Source organism: Brytella acorum (genome assembly GCF_029309905.1).
Taxonomy (GTDB): Bacteria; Pseudomonadota; Alphaproteobacteria; order Acetobacterales; family Acetobacteraceae; genus Brytella; species Brytella acorum.
In genome coordinates this window covers 17,976-35,105 of the sequence record NZ_JARBJP010000003.1, presented here as the reverse complement: position 1 = coordinate 35,105, position 17,130 = coordinate 17,976, and the positions used below count along the sequence as shown (strand labels likewise).

The following is a 17,130-nucleotide window of genomic DNA, read 5'->3' as shown; positions in this document are numbered from 1 at the left end:
ATGGTCCGAAAGGGCAGCATCAGGTGTCATTGAAACTCCGACTGGGCGCCCTCTTTTCTCGAGATGCGCGCCTCGCTCTCGGGATTTCGCTTCTCGACGTGGAAGCGGATCCGACCGAAGGTATGCGCATTCTCAGCCGGCTTGCGGCGGAGGGTGTGACGGAAGCCCAGTTCCGTGTCGGGCGCGCGTATCTTGAAGGCTTGGGGGTGCCCGCGAGCTTGGTCGAGGGAGCGCGCTGGACCCGGGCGGCGGCACTCAGCGGCCATGTGCGTGCCCGCTATACGCTTGGACTTCTTTACACGCTTGGGTTGCCCGAGGATTATGGGCGTGGAGAAGACGTTCTGCGCCGTGGTGGGGCAAAGGTCGAGAAAAGTCCTGACTTTCACCAAGCCGCTCAATGGGCTCACAGTGCGGCCGAGGCCGGCGACCCGGACGCACAGGCTCTTCTCGGCTACATCCTGACCAACGGGCCTCCCGACCTCGTCGATCTGCCCGTGGCCAATGAATGGTACGCTCGTGCGGCGGAAGCCGGTTCTGCTCAGGGATATCTCGGTCTGGGCCTCAGCGTCCTGCGCGATGCGCGGTCCGCGGACGACCTGCGGCGTGCTTCCGGCTATCTGAAAGAAGCCGCCGAAGGTGGCCTGGGGACCGCGCTGTACATGCTGGGGTCCATGTATGAGCGGGGCGATGGCGTCGAACGTCAAGTGGCCACGGCGGTGGATTATTATCGTGCCGCGGCCGAGAAGCACGTGCCGGGCGCGCAGACGCGGCTTGGGTATCTCCTGCTGAACGGTCTGGGAATCAGGCGCGACCCTTCGACGGCCGAAACCTGGCTGCGCCGCGCCGCGCTGGCCGGTCAGGCGGAAGCCGCGGCGCTGCTGGGCGATATCTATGCGCGCGGCGCGGACATGCCGCCGAACTATCTTGAGGCCGCCAAATGGTATCGCGTGGCCGCCGATCAGAAACACGGTCCGTCGGCACGCGCTTTGGGCCTTCTGTATCTGACGGGGGCGGGCGTCCATCGTGACCCGGATGAGGCGGCCGCATGGTTCAGGCGTTCGGCGGAATATGGAGACCGGACGGCTGACGCCGATCTCGGCAATCTCGCGCTCGCGGGTGTGGGCGTGGAGAGCGATAAAGAGGCTCTCAAGGACCGTTTCGAACGCGCCGCGCTCAATGGCGACCTCGTGGCGGCGTTCAATCTCGGTGTGTGTCTGGCCGAAGGGGTGGGAACACCGCGTGACGAACGCGAAGCCGCCCGCTGGCTTCAGAGTGCGGCGGATGGTGTTGTGAATGCGCAATACTGGCTTGGTCGCATGATGATCAATGGCCGGGGTTTCGAGCCCGATCCTGTCCAGGGACGGGAATGGCTGGAGAAGGCGGCCAAAGCGGGCATGACGGAAGCCCAGACGTATCTGGCTGAATTGCTGCTCGCCGGGACACTTCCCGGCGGCAAAGATCACGTCCGCGCCCTGGAACTTTACCGGACCGCCGCCATGCACGGCAATGTGGGCGCCATGTTTTCCGTGGGCGCCATGTATGGAGGCGGCCACGATGTGCCCGAAGACCGCGTGGAAGCACGGAAATGGTTTCGCAAGGCGGCCGAACATGGCGAGGGGTTCGGCCAGTTGATGCTTGGTCGCTATCTCGTGCGCGGCCTCGGGGGCGCGAAGGATATCGACGAAGGTCGCCAGTGGCTGGAGCGCGCCAGAAGCCAGAATGTGACGGACGCCGCCGTCGAACTCGCCCGTCTCGGCCAGAAGCGAGAGGGGCTCGCCGTCAGTGAACGCTGAGCGTTCCAAAAGCGAAAAGCCTCGTCCGGTTTTTGCCGGTTACGGGCATGAAGTTACCGAACGGGATCGGCTGGAGTGGCAGAAATGGATGGATGCGCGCGCGCAGGACGCTTTTGCGCGCGGGCAGGCCGCCATCTCGTCGGGACGGACGAGGGATGCGGCGTTCTGGCTCGATCGCGCGGCACGCATGGCGCGGCACAATCCAAACGTTCTTTTCTCTCTCGCGCTCGCACAGCTCGGGCTGGAACGCTGGGCGGATCTGCTGGCAACGGCAGATCAGCTCCTGGCCCGATTCCGCTTTCGCGAAGCTCTCTGTTTGCGCGTGGTCGCATTAATCCGTCTAAGGCGTTTTATCGAAGCCGACGCGACACTCGGTGAGGCCCTCTCCGGTTTCGCCCCGACGGCGGAAATGGCGGCCCTGGCCACGGAAATAGCCTCCATGCTCGATCATGCGGGATGGTGTGGCGCCAGCAATACCGGCGAGGTGCGGGGCGGCGCTCAGGCGCCGGTTCGATGGCGGCTCGACGGACGGGGCCGGTGGAGCACCGTTCCGTGCTTCCCGTTTACGCTTCCGGACCGATGGATACGGGCCGAAAGACTGGAGGTCCGGCTCGGCAATACACCCTTGCTGGGTAGTCCCATCGATCTGACGATGCTTCGCCGTAGCGAGGGGTTCATTCGGCCGGTTGGCAATGCCTGGGTGGGGCAGCTCTGGCACCCCGCTGAGCCCGAATTCCTGCCTCGCCTCCGCATCCTCGGCTCTGATGGAGGCAGAGATCTGCTGCTGTCGACATTCGCCAGCGAGGTCGATAACGACGTGCCCGTCGCGCGGCCAAGACAGATCGTCCTGAAAGAAGAAGATCTTCCAAGGGGAATCGTACGTGTTCTCGATACGTATGGAAGGGAGCTGTCCGGCAGTCCTCTGGAGCCGCTGACGCTTCAACTCCTCAATGGCGCACCGGCCCATGGGCTTCCGCCGGACTGGCGTCCGCGCCCTGTCACGTCGCCGTCGAAGGTTTCCCCGGATATCCGTCGGCGATCGCCAGGTTGCCTCGTGGTCATTCCCGTGTATCGGGATTTCCAGAGTCTTCGCCTCTGTCTTGAGAGCGTTCTGCGAACGACCGGTCAGGACACGGAGATTCTGGTCGTGGATGACGCAAGTCCCGAGCCGATCGTGGTGGACTATCTGGACCGGCTGGCTCTCGCGGGAAATATCACGCTTTGTCGGCATGAACGCAACGCTGGTTTCCCGAGTGCCGCCAATAGCGGGCTTCGCCGCGCGGATGGTCGCGATGTCGTGTTGCTCAACAGCGACACCATCGTGGCCCCGGGCTGGCTGGAGCGATTGCAGGCCGCTCTGGATCGGGCGCCCGATGTGGGTACGGCGACCCCGTTTTCAAATGATGCGAGTATTCTGTCCTATCCGTCCGCAAGCGAAAAAAACCCGATCCCGAATCTGAAGGAGACCGAGCAACTCGACCGTTTCTGCGCCGCGCAGCCCGAAGGCGAGATGATCGATTTGCCGACCGCGAACGGTTTTTGCATGGCTATTCGAGGCGATTGCCTGGCTCAGACGGGATTGTTGCGCGAGGATCTGTTCGCGCAGGGTTATGGAGAAGAAAACGAATTCTGCCTGCGCGCGGCTTCATGCGGTTGGCGACATATCGCTGCCCCTCGCGTTTTTGTGACGCATTCGGGATCGTCTTCGTTTGGTTCGGCGCGGAAGGCTCTCATGAGCCGGAATCTGGAAATCCTGAATGCCCTTTATCCCGGCTATGATGAACTGGTTCGGGATTTCATCGTAAGGGATCCGCTGTTTCCTTTCCGACGGGCGCTGGATATTGCGCGTCTCGATACGAAGCGCGGTGCGAAAAACACGCGTGTCATGATCCTGCATGACAGTGGCGGGGGCGTGGCGCGTGTGGTGTCCGAACGTTGCGCGGCGTTTGAAAAGGATGGGCAGTTCGTCCTCTCGCTGAGACCGCACCAGCATGGCGTTCGGGTGAGCGTCGCGGGCGGCGTATTTACAAATCTTGTTTTCCGACTGCCGGACGAATGGGCGATCTTTCTCGCGATCCTGCGAAGGATGCGTGTGCTTGCGATCGAATGGCACCATCTCGTCGGACATGCGCCGCAAATGCGGCGTCTGCACGCGGAGCTGGGCGTGCCCTACGACATATTCGTTCATGATTATGTCTGGTTCTGCGAACGCGTTTCTCTTCTCAACGGCGAGCGCCGCTATTGCGGAGAGCCCGCGATCGAAGGGTGCGAGCGCTGCGTTGCCGAAAATGGAAGTTATCTCGGGGAAGACATCGCGCCGTCGGCGCTTGTCCTGCGTTCGAAATATGAACTGCGGAACGCCGGTATCGTGCGTGTTCCCTCTCACGATACCGGTCGTAGGCTCGCCAGGCATTTTCCCGATATTGCTGCCGTCGTCACGCCCTTGGAAGATGATCGGCGATGGGACGATTCGGGTCGTTCGATCCGCATGAGGGAGGGCCGAACAAACTGGCTCGGATCGCGCGGCGGGCGGCGCAGGATCGGCTTTGTCGGGGGTATCGGCGCGGAAAAAGGCTATGACGTGGTGCGAGGCCTCGCGGAGGACGCCGCGGCGCGTGATCTTCCGCTGGATTATGTTTTGATCGGTCATACGCCTGACGATGAGGCCCTGTTCCGTACCGGACGGGTTCTGGTCACCGGAGAATATCGTGAAGACGAGGTCGAACGCCTGATTCATGAGGCGGATCTCGATTTCGGATTCATACCTTCCATTACACCGGAGACATGGTGTTTTACTCTTGGGGTGATCTGGCGCGCCGGACTTCCTGCCGTCGTTTTCGATCTTGGGGCGCAGGCCGAGCGCGTTCGACAAACCGGGTTTGGCTGGACAGTGCCGCTGGGTCTTCCCATCGAGACGTTGAGCCATGTCCTGCTGCGGTTACAATGATGAGTTGGCGGGTTTACCGACCCTCGGGAATCGCTAAGATAAAGCGCGTAAGCCGGGTTCTTTGGCGGTCTCTTTTGGAAGAGACAGAGGAATATTCTGATGTTTGGAAATAACGGGAGCCCTATTGATGTCGCAGCCTGAGACAACGCCAGCGCCGCATCGTGTTGTCGACCTTAAGGCCGAAGCACATCTGATGACGCTCAACCCCGGTCTTTTTTGCGTATTTTATGCTCCGGGGCAGCCCATCGGCGCCACGGGCGGATTTCCCGGGGCTCGCATCTCGCGACCGCCTCATGTTCCCGCGACGGCTGTTACGATCTCGACCATGAATCCGGATGGCTGGCTCGGTGCGACCGATGGTGCCGCCCTCATCCGTGTTCTCGGTAAATCCGCCGATGTGATGGTGACGCTTTACGCCCTGCCAGGAGCACAGACGGAGACACCGCGTCTGCAGGTGGTGCAGCTTGGTGGGCAGACGGCTCCCGCGGCCGCCGCGCAGCCGGCGGCGACCGGAAGCACGGCCATCGACAGTGCCACGCCGAAGATGCCGAAAAATGGCAAGGCGGAAATTGCCGCTCATGTCCAGCGTCGCGGAGATGTCGGCACCAAAATCGGTGAGTGGATGGGTGTGCCTGGCAGCCAGGCCTGGATTGAAGGATTTGGTATCGCGCCTGTCTCTCTGATCGATATGTCCGACATCGAATATCAGGCTGTTCTCGGGAAAGGCTGGCTTTCACCTTGGGTGGAAGGCGGCCAGTATTGCGGAAGTCGTGGAATGGCTCTCCCTATTCTCGGGCTGCGTGTTCGCTTGAAAGGCAGTGCGGCGGACAAGTTTGATATTCACCTGAGCGCGACCTTCACGGATGGTGCGCGCGTCGGTCCGGTTGGGGGAGACATCGCGTTGGAGGCCGACAGTCTGGCGCCGCTCGAAGCTTTCCTTCTTGAGATCACCCCGAAGGGTACCGGTCCCAAGGTTGCGACGGGTGTGGATCATACGAAAACAAAAGACGGTAAAAAGCCTCTGGAAGCTGCGAGAGACGCGAGTGAAATCGCAACGATGACGGCCGCGAAGACTCCCTCTCGCAAGACTGCGGTGTCAAAGGAGAAGGCTGTGCCCGCAACGCCGAAAAGCACGCCCGCGAAAACGGCTTCGACTCCCAAGCGGTCTCCCAAGGTCAAATGAAGTTCTTGTCTGCCACGTCTTCCAGCTGGACGTGGTAGACAAATAATCGATCATACGGCTCACAATCGCTGGCGTGACTATTCCGGTCTGATCCTGTTCTGGTGGAATAGGGAAGTTAGAAATGCGCCGCTAAGTGGGATGGAATTTTACAGTATATCTCTACAGGCGCTGAAACTGTGCGATTTCTTTTCGTTCACCAGAATTTTCCCGGCCAGTTTTTGCATATCCTGCGGCATTTGCACGCTCAGGGCGGTCATGAAATCGTCTTTATTTCGGAAGCCAATAACGGTGCGCTCGACGGCGTGAGGCGCGCGGTGTATCGGCCGGAGCGACGCCCGAGCGAGGAGACGCACCCTTCTCTCCGCGAGTTCGAAGGCGCGATACTTCGCGCCGAAGCTGTCGCACGGACAGCAGAAACTTTGAAAAACGGGCTTGGATATACGCCTGACATCATTATCGGGCATCACGGATGGGGCGAGTTGCTCAACATCGTGGATGTTTACCCGGGCACGCCGGTTCTTGGATATTTCGAGTTCTTCTATCACCCTGATCGCTTTGACGTGGGTTTCGATCCCGAATTCCCAGTGCCTCCTGCCATGCCGGCGCGAGTACGTTTGAAAAACGCCGTGAATTTGCAGGCCCTCAATCTGAATGGTTTTGGGCAGACTCCAACGCGGTTCCAGCTTGGAACCTATCCCGAATGGGCCCGCCCGAAGATCGCGTTGCTTGAAGAGGGCGTCAATCTTACCGAGTGCAGCCCGGATGCCCAGTCTGCGCGACGGGTGCTGGACGTGAACGGCGTCAGAATTGGTCCCCGGGACAAGCTGATCACCTATGTTTCGCGTGGACTCGAACCCTATCGCGGCTTTCACACGTTCATGCGTGCTCTCCCGCGTATTCTCGACGCCCGACCGGACGCGCAGGTCATTCTGGTCGGCGGCGACAAGGTCAGTTACGGCGCTCCACCGTCAGGAGGCTGTTGGCGAGAGGTCATGCTGAAGGAACTCGAGGGAAGACTGGATCTGTCCCGCGTTCATTTCGTCGGTAAGATCCAGTATGATATCTATCGTGCGATGCTCCGACGCTCGGACGCACATGTCTATTTGACCTACCCTTTCGTAGCGTCCTGGTCCCTGCGAGAAGCGATGGCCACGGGCTGCGCGATCGTCGGGAGCCGGACGGAGCCGGTCGAGGAGTTCATCGACGACCGCGAAACTGGTCTTCTGGTCCCATTTCTCTCTCCCGATGGCATCGCGGATGGGGTGTTGGAAATGCTGGAGGACAGAAACCTGGCCCGTCGTCTGCGTCGCAATGCCCGCAGGAAGGCAGAAGCGACTTTGGGCCTCGACGACTATCTCGCCAATTACGACGCGCTCATCGAGCGGATCGTGGGATAGAGCTTTTTCGCCTGTCGCATCTTTGAAATGAAAAAGCGGGCGATACGGTGGAGCCGCTGCTCCTTCGTATCGCCCGCCCGTTTCTGATCGCGTTGTCCGCCCTGCTCCGCGGAGCAGGGTCAGAACATGTTTTTTAGAACAGTTCGATGTGTGCCTTGAAGCCGAGCATGGCGGCGTCCTTGAGGCCACGCTGCGCGCCGGGACGAATGAAGTACTGGAAGTCAGGCTGGAACGTCATGCCACGCCAGACGTGAATCTGATACATGCCTTCGAAGATCATCCCGCTCGTCTGGGGGAAGAACGAGCCGCCGAGCAGGGTCGTCATGCCCAGGGCACGCTGAAGTTCCTGAGTTCTGGCCACTTTGTTGGAGACCTGCACGTAGCTGAAGTTCGCACCGAACGCGTCCAGAGCGCGGGAGTGCCAGAAGCCACGATCCAGCAGGCCCAGGCTGTACTGGCGCTCGCGGGTCTGGGTGACGGGGCTGTTGTTGTAGTAGACGGCGATGGCTGTCAGGCCGGCATCGGGACCATTTCCCTCATGGCGCCAGAGCATCTGGTCGGCGAGAGCCCATGCGGACCATGAATTATGATGCATTTTCGGGGCGAGCCCGCTGAGCGCCCAGGGAGCGTCGTCCACGTCGTAATACTGGTCCTTGTGGTCGGCCGTATCCACCGCACCACCGAGCTTGTAGTGACCCGGCAGCTTGTGTTTGCCGAAGATCGGCTCCCAACCCACTTCGACCGGTGCCGTCTGACCGTCGAGATCCGCACCATTGAGCTTGAAGCCTGTGCGCATCTGCTGAACGCCGTAGATGCCCTTGCGGTTGAAGTAGACGCCGGTCTGAATATAGACCTGATCGACCGGCCGCACGCGGATGCGGAACGCCCAGCTTGCATCAGGATAAGAGGAATGGGTTGTATTGTCGGACGATGCTTTCGGGTTTCCGCAGAAAGCATTGTTCATGAAGTTGCAGTATAGAGGATTCGCGGAGAAGTCCGTCAGCAGCGGAATAAGCCCGGCTGCCATATCGACGTGACCGCCCAGCAATGTTTCTTCGCCGAATGCGTAAACGAGATGGACGACGACGTTTCCGCCCGCGCCATAAATTTCCTGGCTCGGATTGAGGTTGTCACCGAACATGCGGCTGGCGGGCGTGCCGAAACGACCGACCATGACGGTGTGGGTCGAGAAACCTGTCAGACCGGCCAGTCTTTCCCAGTCGATGTCCGTTTCAAGACCATACTGACCCGCAAAGCTTGAGCCCTGCTTGAGACCGAGATTTTTCGTGGGTGATGTGATGGCCCCGGCAAACTCGTCGACGTTATCGAGCAGAATGGCGATGCCGTGGTTGCGCAGCCACGTGTTTGCCCCGAGTGGATCGGGCCAGATCGCTTCCGGGTGCGGCAACGCGGGAACAGTGGTCCCATCGTCGAATGCGATGCGGCTTAGGGCGTTGGAGACACGCAACGAAGGTGAAAGACCCGTTCCGTTCGGAGCGCCGCCAGCCGTGGCCGTCTGGGCATTCGCGTAAGAGGAACAGGCGAGCGTCGTCAGGGCAACAAGCACGGCCCCGAGCGACATGTGCGTAAGGCAGGCACGTAACATTGGTTTCATCCGTCAGTCGGCCAGGAATGGACCGAGTACCTCGACGGGACGCCGGAGCGGGCGTTCCTCCTAACCGAGGCATGGCTGGCAAATTACCCTATGTTTAAGTTCGCGCCTAGATCTATGTGTGAAATTAATATCACCTGGGAGTGATATGTATCATAAATATCGCACTGGTCGCGGATATGGGGTGCAGGAGCGTCCCGCACCCCGCGAATCACTTCGCGGCAGCCAGAGCCGCGCGGATTGCTTCTTTGGCCTCGTCAGGTCCGGCCCAGCCCGAAACCTTGACCCATTTGTTGGGCTCAAGGTCCTTGTAACGCGTGAAGAAATGCTCGATCGCTTTCAGTGTGATTTCCGGAAGATCGGCATAGGTCCGGACTTTGGAGAATTCGGGATGCACCTTGTCGTGCGGAACGCAGAGGATCTTCTCGTCTTCGCCGCTTTCGTCTTCCATGCGGAGCATACCGATGGGGCGCGCACGAATCACGGCTCCCGGCACGACGGCGTGGGGAGCCAGAACCAGCGCATCGGCCGGATCGCCATCGGCGGCGAGCGTCGACGGAATGAAGCCGTAAGCCGCCGGATAAGCCATGGGCGTGAACAGGAAACGATCGACGAAAAGAGCGCCGCTCTCCTTGTCGACTTCGTATTTGACCTGCGAGCCGGCCGGAATTTCGATCACGACGTTAATATCGTTCGGTGCGTCCTTGCCGGGCGAGATCTTGGAGATATCCATGAAAGCCATCCTGTTCAACGTGATTGACAGGACAGTTTTAGTTGGCGCGCGTCACTCTGCACAGGGCATAAGGACACGAAAGCGTGTCTGTTACGTGACGCATGGCTCAGTCGCGGTCCACATGCCCGAGATCCCGATCCGGCTCGATCACGTCCCGGACGCGGCGCTTGAGTTCCTTGGGCCCCGGAAAACCGCCGTCACGCTTGCGTTCCCAGAGAACCTCTCCATCAAGCGTGATTTCGAATCGGCCACCCGACGCCGGTCGGAGTGTCACGCCTTCGAGCGCTTCCCCGAAAGTCGAAAGAAGTTCCTGCGCCATCCACGCCGCGCGCAGCAGCCAGTTGCACTGCGTGCAGTAGACGATCACGATGTCGGAGCGTTTCTGTGACATTCCTGTTTCATATCACATTTGGTGCCGCGCGCCTCAAGCATCTTTGAGACAGTCACAACATAAAAAAGGCGGCTCCGAAATGAGCCGCCTTTCCAAAAAATCATAATTTCGGACGAAGCTCAGAGGAGAGGCTGCGCGGCTTTGACGGCGCTCTGGCACACGGCCTTGCGCCCATCGACGGGAAGTGACTTCACATCGAAACGGTCGGAAGCATGGTTGATGAAACCAGCCGTTCCGATGGCGTAGTCCATGCTGCCACCGGTCTGGTTCACGGAGTGATACTTCGCGATCAGACCGTCGAGAGGCGGATTGCCTTCGTCATAGGAGAGGTATTCGACCTCGACGCAGTAATTCAGCAGTCCGGCAATGTTGTCGGGCGTGGCACCGGTCAGGCTGGAGGAGGCGGATCCCGAGTCAGCGGGCGCAGGCGCTGCGCTGGCCATTCCTCCCGCGAGACCGAGCCCGAGGGCCAGAGCAGCTGCGGGAGCGATACGACGGAGCATGTTGTTGTCCTTTTTCATGACCTTACCTGGACCGGGTGGCCTGGCGACGCATAGTGCTCCGCCACGGTCTGTCCAAACGTCAGGCAATTATTGTCGCATTCAGTGCCAAAAAAAACAGGGTGCGACATTACATTTCCGTGTACATTTTCTCGTGATCTGCGGGGCGCTTCTTAAGTGGACGGATCGTAATACGGATTGCGTGCGTCGAAGAACACGCGATGTGTGTCAAGTTCCACGGAAATCACATCCAGACTCGCGAGCGCCGCAATCAGAACGAAGCGTCGGCGCGGGTCGCCTTCGACGGATTCCGACTTGCGCAAAATGGCGATGCAAAGCTGGGTCGCGCGCAATGTCCGCCCATAATGACCACCATATCGTCCGCTGAAATGCGCCATGCGCCGCATCATCACGGCCAGGGCCCGATGGGCTGAGGGCTGAAGGGCCTGCGAATACAGGATCGTGCGCAGTCGCAGGAGGTTGAGCTGGACACGCATGGCCGCCAGAATCCCGTTGAGATAGGCGCTGACAACGGGCGCGGGAGTCGATGCCTGGTTGTTCATCAGGCGTACGAAACGGTCGATATTGCGCGCGACGATGTCGTCGATCGTCGCCGGAGTCCGGCTTGAAGCCAGTCGTCGCAATTCGCTCAGGATGTTGCCGCGCATGGTCCAGCGTTCATGGGCGGGATCGTAGGGCAGGAATACCCGAAACATCCAGGCCGCGTAGCAGAGGCCGAGAAGCAGGGGGAGGGATGTGTTGAAATAGGTGATTTCGTCCGTCCGGGCCTGGTTATCCGGTCCGACGATGATCGGCAGGAAGAGATTGTAGGAAACGGCGGCCAGCGCCAGCGGCGGATAGGCGAAGGCCAGTCCTCCCAGCAGGGTCGCGATCCCGAACCAGAACGCCATCACCTCATAGGTCGTCGGCTCGGCGAGCAGAAACAGATTCAGCACGCCTCCGGCAAAGACGGCGCAAAAGGCGCCCTTGAGGAAGGACTGGGTTGCGAGCGCGGGGCGTTCCAGGGTGGAAAACAGGCTGCATACGATGGCCACGAACATCACGAAGGTGAGGCCGCTGGACCATGACGTCGTGACCCAGATCAGGCCAGCTCCAAGAACGGTCATGGAGGCGCGCAGGCTGTTTGCTAGGGCCTGATGCCAGTCGCGATAGGTGCGGATGGGATCGCGGAAAGTGTCGTGCCTGGGCGGGTTGCGACTGGCTTCGAACTGTTGCAACGCCACACGCAGGGCGTCGATGAGTTCGACCAGCGCCTGCTGGAGCATTCCATGTCGCAGAGTGACTTCCTGCGCCGCCGAATCGTCGTTCGACGTCGTGAACGCCTCCACGACGACGCGTCGGCAATGGCGGCGCAGTTCCCGTAGCTCGGCCAGCGGCTCCTTCATTCCGGCGGCATCGTCAAGGCGGGAGGAGAGGGAATCGAGGAACTGGCGGATCGCCTGGGCCTCTGCGTGGAAGGCGTCGTTCTGGGCCATGGGCAGGCGCATCAACGTTGCCAGATCGAGACCCCGGGCGAGCAGGATGGCGATGTCTCCGAGCGCCGCGCGAGCATGGTCGCCCGCGTGATCGCGGTGCCCAAGCTCGACTTCGGCGAATTCGACCTGATCGCCGAGGGCGGTGACGTTCGCGAAAAGCGAGCGCGCATTGTCCATCGCGTTCGGTTTGCCCGCCAGGAGATTGGAAATCGACTGCAAGGCCGGTTCGAGGGACTGGCGGAAATTGTTCGACAGTTGCCGTCGCGTCCGGCTGGCCAGTCCGAGCTGGAACAGAGCCGAGACGGACGCTTCGATCACGATGCCCAGAACGATATAGGTGGCGCGGGCGGCGGCCGTATCGAAGATGTGGCTGGGATCGGTGATGCCATCGAGTGAAATGATGGCGTATGTGAACCCGGTCGCGCGCATGCCGTGGATACGGTAATTCGTCATGGTGGCCGGGCCGGGCAGGAATGTGCCGATCATGCAGAACGAACCGATGCCCAGCGCCAGAAGCACGATGAACATGAGCGGCTGCTGAGGGCAGCTCGCCACGAGTGCTATGGCGCAGATGACGCCCAGCACCATGCCGAACAGATGCCAGCGGGCTTTGGCGAGGCTGCGCCCGCGCGTGCCCTGGGCCACCATCCAGACCGTCAGGGCCGCCCATTGAGGGCTGCCGAGTTCCATCTTGAGCGCGATGCCGAGCGCCAGAAGCGAGGAGAACGTGGTGCGCAGCGCATAGCCAGCCATGACGGGATCGGGCGCATAGAGCCAGCGGAGCTTCTGCCAGTATGGTGCCAGGGCATCCAGAAGGACGTTGCGGCGCGGTGTTCCCTGGGCGTGGCTCATCACGTCTCCCGCCCCCGAAAGCGATTCTGTTCCGCGTGTCGATGCGGATGCCGACAGGGCGGGGCTAGGCGCCGCCGGCACGAAATTGCGCCAACCTAGTCGCGCCCGGTATGATTTGTCATGTTACGCTCTTGCAAAACGTGGCGAGGTAGGCGATTCCGTCCAGACCTGCGCGCCTGTAGCTCAATTGGTTAGAGCAGGCCGCTCATAACGGCTTGGTTGCGGGTTCGAGTCCTGCCGGGCGCAGGTTCCGGGTTTTTCCACCCAGAACACCCCTCTTTTGTCACCCCCAGTCGAGTCAGGAGTCTGTTCATGGCGCCATATCAATACGTCTATGTCATGAAAGACCTGACCAAGGCCTATCCGGGCGGCCGGGAAGTGTTCAAGGGCATCACCCTGTCCTTTCTTCCCGGGGTGAAGATCGGCGTGCTGGGCGTCAACGGCGCCGGTAAGTCCACGCTGCTCAAGATCATGGCGGGAATTGACAAGGAGTATGGCGGTGAAGCCTGGGCGGCTGAAGGCGTCAAGGTCGGCTATCTCGAACAGGAACCCAAACTCGACGATTCGCTGAGCGTTGGAGAAAATGTGGCGCTGGGTTTCGGCGCGCTGAAACATGCCGTGGACCGCTTCAACGAAATCTCCATGAAATTCGCCGAGCCGATGTCGGACGACGAAATGACGGCGCTCCTCGCCGAACAGGCCGAGTTGCAGGAGACGATCGACGCGGGCGACGGGTGGGAACTCGACCGCAAGCTCGAAATCGCGCTTGAGGCTCTCCGCTGCCCGCCTGCGGATTCGCCCGTTGGCAGCCTCTCGGGAGGTGAGCGTCGCCGCGTCGCGCTGTGCCGCCTCCTGCTGGAGAAGCCTGATATTCTGCTGCTGGACGAACCGACCAACCATCTCGACGCCGAGAGCGTCGCGTGGCTCGAGCGCACGTTGCGCGATTACGAGGGCACCGTGATGGTCATTACCCATGACCGTTACTTCCTCGACAACGTCACGAACTGGATTCTCGAAATCGAGCGCGGGCGGGGCTATCCGTTCCAGGGCAACTACTCCTCCTGGCTCGACCAGAAGCGCAAGCGTCTATCCCAGGAAGAAAAGGAAGAAAGCTCGCGCCAGCGTGCGCTTGCCGCCGAGCAGGAGTGGATCGCCTCCTCGCCCAAGGCCCGGCAGGCCAAGAGCAAGGCGCGTATCACGAAATATGAAGAGATGCTGGCGGCCAGCGCCGATCGTGTCTCGGGCGCGGCCGAGATCGTCATTACGCCGGGTCCGCGTCTCGGTGGTACCGTCATCGAGGCCGAAAACCTGTCCAAGGGTTTCAATGGCCGTCTCCTGATCAATGATCTCAGCTTCAAGCTGCCGCCCGGCGGGATCGTGGGTGTGATCGGGCCGAACGGCGCGGGTAAATCCACGCTGTTCAGGATGATCACCGATCAGGAAACCCCCGATGCGGGCACGCTCGTCGTCGGCGAGACGGTCAAGCTCGGTTATGTGGATCAGTCCCGCGACAGTCTCGACGACAACAACACGGTCTGGGAAGAAATCTCGGGCGGGACGGACGTGATCTATCTCGGCAAGCGCGCCGTACCGTCACGCGCTTATGTCGGCGCCTTCAATTTCAAAGGGTCGGACCAGCAGAAGCGCGTGGGCATCCTGTCGGGCGGTGAGCGTAACCGCGTTCACCTCGCGAAGATGCTCAAGAAAGACAGCAACGTCATCCTGCTCGACGAACCGACCAACGATCTCGATGTCGATACGCTGCGCGCGCTGGAAGAGGCGTTGGCCGAATATGCCGGTTGCGCCGTGATCATCTCGCATGATCGCTGGTTCCTGGATCGTCTGGCGACGCATATTCTCGCTTTCGAAGGCGATTCCCATGTGGAATGGTTCGAAGGCAACTTCCAGGATTACGAGGAAGACAAGCGTCGTCGTCTCGGACCCGACTCGACCGAACCGAGCCGTATCAAATACCGCCCTCTGGCTCGCTGATCGCAAGCCGGACTGGTGGGGCCAGGTCGTCAGATCCGGACCCCGCGTCTGGTTCTGGACGCGGTCAGTTGGCGGGACATGGACGACATGGCCCGCCTCAAAGGGAATGCCGCATCTTTTGGTCGCATGCTCGGCGGCGTTCGCTCCAGGGTGCAGAGCGAAGCCGACATGGCCGAAGACGTCGCCTTCTGGGCGAGAACCGGCCTGGGCATCTTCGCCATTCGGGAAAAGGGCATCTTCGTCGGCATGACCGGTGTTCATGAACGTCCGGATGGGCGTGGCCTCGGGCTGCGTTTTGCGCTGAGACCTGAAGCAGCCGGACGGGGCATCGCCCGCGAAGCGGCGGGCGCCGCCCTGCGCTTCGTTCTGGATCGTGGCGTATCTCGCGTGATGGCCGTCGCGCGGGAGGACAATCTTGCCTCCCGGATCGTGCTGGGAAGCATCGGTATGCATCAGAGCGACACGTTCGAGCGTGATGGCTACACGATGCTTGTCTACGAAATCAGCCTGCCCGGCGGATGAATGTAAAAAGCGATGCGGGCATCAAATGCCCGCATCGATGACACTTGCTTAGTGGTGATTGGCGAGCTGACGCTCCAGCGCGCTGTTCAGGGTATCCACATCCCCGCCATGACGGGAAAGATATGATGCGTAGTCCTGACGCTGGGTGAGGCGCAGGCTTGCGCCTTCGCCCACCATGTCGACCACTTTCGGGCCACCATGATTGGCGATCAGGAGCTGCATGTCCGCTTCGGGCTGTCCCGGACGATCGATCTTCGCGCTCACCAGTTCGCCGCCCTCCGGGGCGGGGCTGCTCGTCGTGACGGCGAAGGTCACGCCGCGATAATCACCGATCCTGTCGGTAACGGCATTGACCAGGACATGGTCGAACAGCTCGACGTAATGCTTCTGCTGGGCGGGCGTCGCGGTCCGCCAATAGCGACCAAGGCAGAATTTGGCGATCTCGGGGATGTCGACATTCTGCTGGAGAAGCGGAAGGACCTTCTGCTTCTTTTCGTCGAGCGACGCATTGCTGTTGATGATCGCGACGAGCTCGCCACCGAACGTCTTGACGAAAGTCGTCGCGTCGCTGGCGCGAGCGGGAGCGGCGAGGCCGAAGGTTCCCAGCACGACCGCTGTCAGGGCGGCCGCCGTACCGGTCAGGTGACGGCGGGTCAGGGAAAACGCGGAGGTCTTCATCAGGGGAATCCTCAGTTGTACCAGTCGGGTACGGTATGACGGTTATCATTCCGGAAGGCTTCGACTTGGCTCGCATGCTGCTGCTGCCATGCGCTCCGGATGAAGGAATAGGGGTCGAGTGAGTCGCGTTCCACGTTGTCGATCGCATCCGTGGCATTGGCGAAGCCATCAAGCCGTCCTGCGATGTTGTACGCCCAGTTGAACGTCAGAAGTCCGTAACCGCGCGGCACGTAATTGATCGGCGAAAGCCCTATGCTGATCGCCCCGTTGGCTGCGGCATCGCGCAACGTGTTCGGCCCCATTCCAGGGACAAAGAGGTAAGGCCCGCTGGGTACACCCCACATGGCCAGCACCATGCCCGGGTCCGCGTCGCGCTCGGGATAGCCGATTTTCGTGGCGACGTCGATGAAGCCGCCCAGACCGGCGGTCATGTTGACCACGAAGCGCACGAAGGAATCGCCGGCGCGGCGCGGCTTGCCCGCGCCGACGTCGGAGAAGAACGCCACCGGTTCGTTCCATGTCTGATTCAGATTATCGATCGAATCGCGCGCGAATTTCGGCACGGCCCAGGCCCAGCCCTTGGCCACCGGACGAAGCGCGTTGTGATACGCCCACATCTGGAGATCGAACATCTTGCGGTTCAGCGGCTCATAAGGATCGTTGGCTTCCTTGTATTCAGCCAGCGCTTCGGGATCCTTCGGCGGCGGGTTTTTCAGGCTGGCGCAGGCGGAAAGCCCGAGCATGGCCAGAACCCCCGCGCCCACGCGTGCGAGTTTTTTCTTCCGCGTCGACGCAGAAGCTTTCCGATCCGCCCGATCCTGACGCGGTTCCGCGTGTGGAAAAAGAAGTCCGTCCAACCCTGCGTGCATCGTTGTCCCCAAATCGCGCCGGTCATGCGGTCATTTCCTGCCGAGGAAACCCGCATCCGGTGCGACGTCATCGCATGCGAGAACCTCGCGCACGCTTATTCAAACTAAGTGTATCGACGCTTTCATAAGCCCGAAGGCGGAAAACGACGTTCGTTGTTCTTTCTC

Annotated in this window: 13 protein-coding genes and 1 tRNA gene; 7 read left to right on the top strand and 7 right to left on the bottom strand. The window is 60.9% G+C overall.

The genetic code is table 11. The features are described from left to right. Positions 1–23 precede the first annotated feature (23 nt). The 4 genes from PWM43_RS06580 to PWM43_RS06565 all read left to right on the top strand — a co-directional run bounded on the left by PWM43_RS06580 (position 24) and on the right by PWM43_RS06565 (position 7,320). Positions 24–1,793 (top strand): tetratricopeptide repeat protein, encoded by a 1,770-nt coding sequence (locus tag PWM43_RS06580; protein WP_289841791.1) that lies wholly within the window; start codon positions 24–26, stop codon positions 1,791–1,793. Next, positions 1,783–4,740 (top strand): glycosyltransferase, encoded by a 2,958-nt coding sequence (locus tag PWM43_RS06575; RefSeq protein WP_289841790.1) that lies wholly within the window; start codon positions 1,783–1,785, stop codon positions 4,738–4,740. The genes PWM43_RS06580 and PWM43_RS06575 overlap by 11 nt, the downstream gene beginning before the upstream one ends. A 127-nt stretch (positions 4,741–4,867) precedes the next feature. Next, on the top strand, positions 4,868–5,923 hold the full coding sequence (locus PWM43_RS06570) for a hypothetical protein (RefSeq protein WP_289841789.1): 1,056 nt from the start codon (positions 4,868–4,870) through the stop codon (positions 5,921–5,923). A gap of 176 nt (positions 5,924–6,099) precedes the next feature. Further along, positions 6,100–7,320, top strand: coding sequence for a glycosyltransferase family 4 protein (locus PWM43_RS06565; RefSeq protein WP_289841788.1), 1,221 nt, complete (start codon positions 6,100–6,102; stop codon positions 7,318–7,320). A 133-nt stretch (positions 7,321–7,453) separates the two neighbouring features. Here the strand turns inward: PWM43_RS06565 and PWM43_RS06560 are convergent, their stop codons facing one another. The 5 genes from PWM43_RS06560 to PWM43_RS06540 all read right to left on the bottom strand — a co-directional run bounded on the left by PWM43_RS06560 (position 7,454) and on the right by PWM43_RS06540 (position 12,904). Then, positions 7,454–8,926 (bottom strand): carbohydrate porin, encoded by a 1,473-nt coding sequence (locus PWM43_RS06560; protein ID WP_289841787.1) that lies wholly within the window; start codon positions 8,924–8,926, stop codon positions 7,454–7,456. Positions 8,927–9,143: 217 nt separating this feature from the next. Next, the gene (gene ppa, locus PWM43_RS06555) at positions 9,144–9,665 is read right to left on the bottom strand and encodes an inorganic diphosphatase (protein WP_289841786.1); all 522 of its coding nucleotides are present in this window, start codon (positions 9,663–9,665) and stop codon (positions 9,144–9,146) included. Between the two features lie 106 nt (positions 9,666–9,771). Further along, entirely contained in the window at positions 9,772–10,056 is a 285-nt protein-coding gene (locus PWM43_RS06550; protein ID WP_289841785.1) for a SelT/SelW/SelH family protein, read from the bottom strand. A 119-nt stretch (positions 10,057–10,175) separates the two neighbouring features. Further along, entirely contained in the window at positions 10,176–10,559 is a 384-nt protein-coding gene (locus tag PWM43_RS06545) for an alcohol dehydrogenase (protein ID WP_289841784.1), read from the bottom strand. Positions 10,560–10,729: 170 nt separating this feature from the next. Next, positions 10,730–12,904 carry an FUSC family protein gene (locus PWM43_RS06540; RefSeq protein ID WP_289841783.1) on the bottom strand — a complete coding sequence of 725 codons (2,175 nt, stop codon included), beginning with the start codon at positions 12,902–12,904 and terminating at the stop codon, positions 10,730–10,732. Between the two features lie 172 nt (positions 12,905–13,076). Here PWM43_RS06540 and PWM43_RS06535 point away from each other — a divergent pair. The 3 genes from PWM43_RS06535 (at position 13,077) to PWM43_RS06525 (ending at position 15,418) form a co-directional block, all read left to right on the top strand. Continuing rightward, a tRNA-Ile gene (locus PWM43_RS06535) sits at positions 13,077–13,150 on the top strand. 66 nt (positions 13,151–13,216) lie between these two features. Beyond that, entirely contained in the window at positions 13,217–14,896 is a 1,680-nt protein-coding gene (ettA, locus tag PWM43_RS06530) for an energy-dependent translational throttle protein EttA (RefSeq protein ID WP_289841782.1), read from the top strand. 15 nt (positions 14,897–14,911) lie between these two features. Further along, complete coding sequence (locus PWM43_RS06525; protein ID WP_289841781.1) at positions 14,912–15,418, top strand: GNAT family N-acetyltransferase; 507 nt, start codon at positions 14,912–14,914, stop codon at positions 15,416–15,418. Between the two features lie 48 nt (positions 15,419–15,466). Here the strand turns inward: PWM43_RS06525 and PWM43_RS06520 are convergent, their stop codons facing one another. Further along, the gene (locus tag PWM43_RS06520; RefSeq protein WP_289841780.1) at positions 15,467–16,096 is read right to left on the bottom strand and encodes an MlaC/ttg2D family ABC transporter substrate-binding protein; all 630 of its coding nucleotides are present in this window, start codon (positions 16,094–16,096) and stop codon (positions 15,467–15,469) included. A gap of 11 nt (positions 16,097–16,107) precedes the next feature. Then, positions 16,108–16,965 carry an MlaA family lipoprotein gene (locus tag PWM43_RS06515; protein ID WP_289841779.1) on the bottom strand — a complete coding sequence of 286 codons (858 nt, stop codon included), beginning with the start codon at positions 16,963–16,965 and terminating at the stop codon, positions 16,108–16,110. Between the last annotated feature and the right edge of the window lie 165 nt (positions 16,966–17,130).

Bases quoted from the DNA above. Each gene is read 5' to 3' on its own strand.
- PWM43_RS06520 (WP_289841780.1), bottom strand. From the start codon at position 16,096: ATGAAGACCTCCGCGTTTTCCCTGACCCGCCGTCACCTGACCGGTACG.
- PWM43_RS06540 (WP_289841783.1), bottom strand. From the start codon at position 12,904: ATGAGCCACGCCCAGGGAACACCGCGCCGCAACGTCCTTCTGGATGCC.
- PWM43_RS06550 (WP_289841785.1), bottom strand. From the start codon at position 10,056: ATGTCACAGAAACGCTCCGACATCGTGATCGTCTACTGCACGCAGTGC.
- PWM43_RS06545 (WP_289841784.1), bottom strand. From the start codon at position 10,559: ATGCTCCGTCGTATCGCTCCCGCAGCTGCTCTGGCCCTCGGGCTCGGT.
- PWM43_RS06560 (WP_289841787.1), bottom strand. From the start codon at position 8,926: ATGTTACGTGCCTGCCTTACGCACATGTCGCTCGGGGCCGTGCTTGTT.
- PWM43_RS06570 (WP_289841789.1), top strand. From the start codon at position 4,868: ATGTCGCAGCCTGAGACAACGCCAGCGCCGCATCGTGTTGTCGACCTT.
- ppa (WP_289841786.1), bottom strand. From the start codon at position 9,665: ATGGATATCTCCAAGATCTCGCCCGGCAAGGACGCACCGAACGATATT.
- PWM43_RS06515 (WP_289841779.1), bottom strand. From the start codon at position 16,965: ATGCACGCAGGGTTGGACGGACTTCTTTTTCCACACGCGGAACCGCGT.
- ettA (WP_289841782.1), top strand. From the start codon at position 13,217: ATGGCGCCATATCAATACGTCTATGTCATGAAAGACCTGACCAAGGCC.